This is a genomic window from Thiobacillus sp. 65-1402 (genome assembly GCF_001897685.1).
Taxonomy (GTDB): Bacteria; Pseudomonadota; Gammaproteobacteria; order Burkholderiales; family Thiobacillaceae; genus Thiobacillus.
The window spans coordinates 1-6,323 of record NZ_MKUG01000197.1; the positions used below are offsets into that span (position 1 = coordinate 1).

The following is a 6,323-nucleotide window of genomic DNA, read 5'->3' on the forward strand; positions in this document are numbered from 1 at the left end:
TACGCGAGCTGGCGCGCGACCTCGGTCTTGCCGACCCCGGTTGGGCCGGAAAACAGGAAGTTTCCGATCGGTTTCTGCGGATTGCCGAGGCCGCTGCGCGACATCTTGATTGCCGTCGCCAGCGCATCGATCGCGGCCTCCTGTCCATACACCACGGCTTTCAGGTCGCGATCCAGCGTCTTCAGCGAGTTCTTGTCGTCGGACGACACGGTCTTGGGCGGAATGCGCGCGATCTTGGCGATGATGTCCTCGATCTCGCGCGGCGTGATGACGCGCTTCTGCTTCGATTTCGGCAGGATGCGCTGCGCCGCGCCCGCCTCGTCGATGACGTCGATCGCCTTGTCCGGCAGATGGCGGTCGTTGATGTAGCGTGCTGCCAGTTGCGCCGCCGTGGTCAGCGCCGCCGCCGTGTACTTGACGCCATGGTGATCCTCGAAGCGTGACTTCAGGCCACGCAGGATCGCCACGGTTTCGTTGACCGAGGGTTCCGGCACGTCGATCTTCTGGAAGCGCCGCGACAATGCGTGATCTTTCTCGAAAATGCCGCGGTATTCCGTGTACGTGGTGGCGCCGATGCAGCGCAGCTGGCCCGACGACAAGGCCGGTTTCAGCAGGTTGGAGGCATCGAGCGTTCCGCCCGATGCCGCCCCGGCACCGATCAGGGTGTGAATTTCGTCGATGAACAGGATGGCACTGGGGTTGTCGGACAGCTGCTTCAGCACGCCTTTCAGACGCTGCTCGAAGTCGCCACGATATTTGGTGCCAGCCAGCAAGGCGCCCATATCCAGGGCGTACACCGTGCTTTGCCCGAGAATTTCAGGCACCGAGCCTTCAATGATGCGGCGCGCCAGGCCTTCGGCAATCGCCGTTTTGCCCACCCCCGCCTCGCCTACCAGCAAGGGATTGTTCTTGCGCCGGCGGCACAGGGTCTGGATCACGCGTTCCAGCTCCTGGTCGCGCCCGATCAGGGGATCGATCTTGCCGGCCAATGCCTGCGCATTCAGGTTCTGCGCAAAACTGTCGAGCGGCGAAGCCGCCGGAGCCTCGGCATTGGTTTCCACTGCCTCGTCGGGACGTGCCGGCTCGCTCTGCGGAGTTTTGGTGATGCCGTGGGAGATGAAATTGACGATATCGAGCCGCGTCACACCCTGCTGGCTGAGGAAATACACCGCATGCGAGTCTTTCTCGCCAAACACCGCCACCAGCACGTTGGCGCCGGTGACTTCCTTCTTGCCCGATGACTGCACATGCAGAATGGCGCGCTGGATCACGCGCTGGAAACCGAGCGTCGGCTGGGTGTCGACCTCACCCTCGCCGGTCACCTTGGGCGTGTGCTCCTCGATGAATTTTCCGAGCTGCTCGCGCATGGCCTCGATGTTGGCGCCACAGGCGCGCAACACTTCCACCGCCGACGGATTGTCCAGCATCGCCATCAGCAGGTGTTCCACGGAAATGAATTCGTGGCGCTTCTGCCGTGCGTCCATGAATGCCATGTGCAGCGTGACTTCAAGTTCCTGGGCAATCATCTAACTTTCCTCCATCGTACATTGCAGCGGATGCTGATGCTGCCGCGCGAAATCCACAACCTGCTCGACCTTGGTATGAGCGATATCCCTGGGATATACCCCGCACACACCTACACCTTCAGTATGCACTTTGAGCATGATTTGTGTCGCCCGTTCTTGGTCGATGCCAAAAAACTTTTTCAGGACAAGTACCACGAACTCCATTGGAGTGTAGTCGTCGTTCAGCAGCAACACCTTGTACAGGGGCGGCGGCTTCACTTTCGCCGCTGTTGGTTCCAGTAGGGTACTGCCTTCTCGCTTGGTTGCCATAGCAGGAATAAGCCCGAGTTACTGGCTTTATTTTGATGTGACGGGAGGAATTTTCAAGCCCGCTGGAAGTAGGGCCAAGCGGTTCCGGATGGAAGCCTGAGCGGGGGTCGCAGCCGAGACCGGGATCATTCCGCTACAAATCAGGTACTTAGCAAACTGCAAGCCAACAATGCATCGGGGCCATTGTAACAAGCTTCAGCAGGCATCTCTTACTGTCTTGGCCCTGTGACCATGCCTGGAGGTAGACCCCACTGTTTCACGCGCACGTAACGCTTTCCGCCTATCGTGGGAACATTTGCATTTCATTCCTCCTTATGAGCCAAGAAGAATTACGCCTGCACCTGCAACAAATCCTGGCCGGCACAAGGCTGACGACCCTGTTGCAGCCGGTGCTCGACCTGTTTGACGGCCGGGTGATGGGCTACGAAGCCTTGTCGCGCGGCCCATCGGATAGCCCGCTGCACGCCCCGCAGGCATTGTTAGGCGTGGCCGAATACCATGGCCTGCTGCCAACCCTGGAATGGGCCTGCGTGCGCACGGCATTCAAGACATTTGCCAGGCTGAAGCTGCCGGGGCGGCTGTTTGTGAACCTGTCGCCCCACAGCCTGCTCGACGCCGCCTTCACTCCGGATGCCATGCTGGCCGCGCTGGATGAAGTTGGCATGACCGGGCACCAGGTGGTGATCGAGATCACCGAGAACGCCGCGGCGCTTGATTACGCCGACATGCGGCAAGCTGTGTCCCTGCTGCGCGCAGCGGGGATCGAGGTGGCCATGGACGACCTCGGCGAAGGCTTTTCCAGCCTGCGGCTGTGGTCCGAGCTGAAGCCCGCCTTCGTCAAGATCGACAAGCACTTCATCACCGGGATCCATCAGGATCCCCACAAGATCCAGTTCGTGCGCTCGATCAAGATGCTGGCCGAGGGCGCACATTCCTGCGTGATCGCAGAAGGCGTGGAGAGCCCGTCCGAACTGGCGGTGCTGAAAGATCTGGGCATTCGCTTCGCGCAGGGCTACCTGATCGGCCGCCCCTCGCCGGTGCCGGTCCGGCTGCCGTCGAGCGAAGTGCAGGCGTGCCTGCAGTCCGGCACGGTCAGCGTATTTCCCGTGCCGCAGGCACGCGATGGCCTGCGCATCTCGGCCGGCCGGCTGCTGGTGCCGGCTCCGTCCGTCCCTCCGCAAACCATCAGCGAGGACGTGCTTGAATTGATGATGCAGCATCCCGAACTGCACGCCGTGGCTGTGGTCGACCAGCACGGCGTTCCGGTCGGCATCCTGCACCGTCCGGCCCTGCTCGACCGGTTTCTCACCTTGTATGGGCGCGAACTGCACGGCCGCAAACCCTGCAGCGAACTGATGGACCCCGACCCGCTGATCGTCGACAAGGCCACGCACATGACCGAGTTGTCGGAACTGGTGGTAAAGAAGGGCAAGGAGGCCTTTACCCAGGGCTTCGTCATCACCGACGAAGGACGCTATCTGGGTCTGGGGTCGGGTTTCGACCTGATGCGGGAGGTAACCGAAATGCAGATCGCCGCTGCGCGCTACGCCAACCCGCTGACCGGCCTGCCCGGCAACGTGCCGATCCAGGAACACATGGAGCGCCTGCTCGCCAACGACCAGACCTTCGTCACGGCGTATTTCGATCTCAACCATTTCAAGCCCTACAACGACGTCTACGGCTTCCGTCGCGGCGACGACATCATCCAACGGCTTGCGCGCATCCTGCGCGAAAGCTGCAACCTCGATCTGGACTTCATCGGCCACATCGGCGGCGACGATTTCGTGGTGCTGTTTCAAAGCCTCGACTGGATGGAGCGTTGCCAGGGCATGCTGGACCGTTTCGACCGCGAATGCCTGGCCCTGTTCAACCCCGAGCACGTGGAAGCCGGCGGCTACCGTAGCGAAGACCGGCGCGGCGCCATGGCTTTTCATTCGCTGGTATCGCTGTCCGTCGGCGCAGTGCTGGTCGATCCCGCCTACTTCCACCAATATCAGGAAGTGGCGCGCGCAGCCTCCGAAGCAAAACAGATGGCCAAGCGCGCCGACGGCAGCAGCCTCTTCATCGATCAACGCAGAATGCCATTTGGCCGACGACTGGCAACGGAAGAACAGCTTGTCGAAGAGGCCACAACGTAATTACAAGCCCGCACGCACATGCTATCCAGCTCGAAGCCGGCCAAAGAGACGTCGGTTTCGCAGCGAAGCTTGGCTGGTGTCCTTGCGGCAGCACTGACCGGGAAGGATCGGTGGAAATTGTGCGGCGCTGCCGCAGGGGAAGCTGGCCGTTGCGCCGCGTGTCTGGCGCAAGACTTCAGCAAGCAGGCCTTTGCATGCCTTGATTGGCAATACCAGGGAAGACCAGGGGGAATGGGGGTGGCGGAGAGGGTGGGATTCGAACCCACGGTGAACTTGCGCTCACGCCTGATTTCGAGTCAGGTACATTCGACCACTCTGCCACCTCTCCGGCGGCGCGTATTGTAACCGAGTCGGACGGTTTGCTGGACGAAAATTTCGCACTCGGTCAGACTGCGTCCATGCCCACCATAAAAACGAGGGGATCGATCGGAAGGCTCGCTGCGCTGATGCTGGCTTTGGCACTGGCTGCCTGCAGCCGTCCCCTACCCCCGCCCGAAGTCACCGGCGAACTGCAGGTCGGCGCACGCAATAGCCCGGCCACCTATTACATCGCCCACAACGGCGAGGCCGCCGGGTTCGAGCACGACTTGATGGTGGCTTTCAGCCGGTCGCAGAACTGGTCGCTCAGCTGGACCGAAAAAAGCCGACCCGAAGCACTGTTCGAGCTGCTCGACACGCACCAGGTCCATCTGGCGGCGGCGGTCCTGCCGCTTGCGGTCGTGAAGGATCGCCACCTGATTGCGGGCCCGGTGCTGTTTGAAACACCGGTCCATATCGTTTACCGCGCCAGCGACAAAGCACCGCGCGGCATGGCGGACTTGCCCGGCAAAAGGCTGGCCCTGATTATCGGTTCCGGGCATACCCCCATGCTGATGCGCTTGAAACGCAAGCATCCGAAACTTACCTGGTCGGCACTGGACAACGTCTGGCCGGAGGAACTGCTCGCGCAACTGCAGGCCGGCAAATACGACGCGGTGGTCATCAACGGCATGGATTTCGATCCGATGCGCAATTTCTACCCTGAGCTGGCGGTGGCGTTCGACATCGGCGATACGCAGAAAATCGTCTGGGCGTTGCCGCCCCACAGTTCGCAGGCGCTGCGCAATGCGCTGGCGCGCTTCGTCGAACAGGCGCGCAAGGACGGCACCATCAAGCGCATTTACGAGCGCTATTTTGGCCACATCAAGCGGCTGGACAGCACGGACATCCTCGGCATCCTGCAGCGCCGCCGGCAACGGCTGCCCGAACTGCGCCAGCATTTTCACGAGGCGCAAACGCTCACCGGTATCGACTGGCGCCTGCTCGCCGCCATCGGCTATCAGGAATCGCAGTGGAACCCGTTCGCCACCTCGCCGACCGGCGTGCGCGGCTTGATGATGCTGACCGGGGAAACGGCCGACCGCATGGGAATCACCGACCGCCTCAATGCGCGTCAGAGCATTCTGGGCGGCGCGCGTTATCTGCTCATGCTGAAAACAGCCCTGCCCGACCGCATTCCCGAGCCCGACCGCACCTGGCTGGCGCTGGCCGCCTACAACCAGGGACAGGGACACATGGAGGACGCGCGCCGCATCGCGCAGGCGCGCAACGGCAGCCCGGACAGCTGGGCCGACGTCAAAGAGGCATTGCCCCATCTAAGCCGGGGCACCTATGCCAAGGCGATGAAGTACGGCTACGCGCGCGGCACCGAGGCGCTGCACTTTGCCGAAAACATCCGCAACTATTACGACATCCTGCTACGGCTGGAGCCGGAATACAACCCGCTGATCAATCTGGGCGACAGCGAGGAAGGCCTGGCTGTCGGGCCGGGCTGAATCAGGCGGCCGTCAGCCGCTCCACCCCGCCCATCCGGGAGCGCAGCACTTCCGGCACGCTCACACTGCCGTCGGCGTTCTGGTAGTTCTCCAGGATCGCCACCAGCGTGCGCCCCACCGCCAGCCCGGAGCCGTTCAGCGTGTGCAGCAGTTCCGGCTTGCCCTGCCCCACCTTGAAACGCGCCTGCATGCGGCGCGCCTGGAAGGCCTCGAAATTGGAGCAGGAGGAGATTTCGCGGTAGGTATTCTGCGCCGGCAGCCACACTTCCAGGTCGTAGGTCTTGGCCGACGAGAAGCCCATGTCGCCGCTGCACAGGGCCATCTTGCGGTACGGCAGGCCGAGCTTCTGCAGGATCGCCTCGGCGTTCGCCGTCAGCGCTTCCAGCGCAGCGTAGGAATCTTCCGGCTTCACCATCTGCACCAACTCGACCTTGTCGAACTGATGCTGGCGGATCATGCCGCGGGTGTCGCGGCCGTAGGAGCCCGCCTCCGAGCGGAAGCACGGCGTGTGGGCGACGAACTTCAGCGGCAGCGCC

Annotated in this window: 5 protein-coding genes and 1 tRNA gene; 2 read left to right on the plus strand and 4 right to left on the minus strand. The window is 62.3% G+C overall.

Features of this window, described 5'->3' with window-relative positions; genetic code table 11:
• The coding region (locus BGO62_RS14505; RefSeq protein ID WP_296643786.1) for an AAA family ATPase at positions 1–1,526 on the minus strand (1,526 nt) is incomplete at its 3' end.
• Complete coding sequence (clpS, locus tag BGO62_RS14510) at positions 1,527–1,835, minus strand: ATP-dependent Clp protease adapter ClpS (protein ID WP_018077187.1); 309 nt, start codon at positions 1,833–1,835, stop codon at positions 1,527–1,529.
• 314 nt (positions 1,836–2,149) lie between these two features.
• Here clpS and BGO62_RS14515 point away from each other — a divergent pair, with 314 nt between their 5' ends.
• Complete coding sequence (locus BGO62_RS14515) at positions 2,150–3,973, plus strand: GGDEF domain-containing protein (RefSeq protein WP_296643790.1); 1,824 nt, start codon at positions 2,150–2,152, stop codon at positions 3,971–3,973.
• 238 nt (positions 3,974–4,211) lie between these two features.
• Here BGO62_RS14515 and BGO62_RS14520 read toward each other — a convergent pair.
• A tRNA-Ser gene (locus BGO62_RS14520) sits at positions 4,212–4,301 on the minus strand.
• Between the two features lie 118 nt (positions 4,302–4,419).
• Here BGO62_RS14520 and mltF point away from each other — a divergent pair.
• Complete coding sequence (gene mltF / locus BGO62_RS14525; protein WP_296643791.1) at positions 4,420–5,787, plus strand: membrane-bound lytic murein transglycosylase MltF; 1,368 nt, start codon at positions 4,420–4,422, stop codon at positions 5,785–5,787.
• A gap of 1 nt (position 5,788) precedes the next feature.
• On the opposite strand, the gene BGO62_RS14530 is transcribed toward mltF, so the two are convergent.
• The coding region (locus BGO62_RS14530; RefSeq protein WP_363924425.1) for an aminoacyl--tRNA ligase-related protein at positions 5,789–6,323 on the minus strand (535 nt) is incomplete at its 5' end.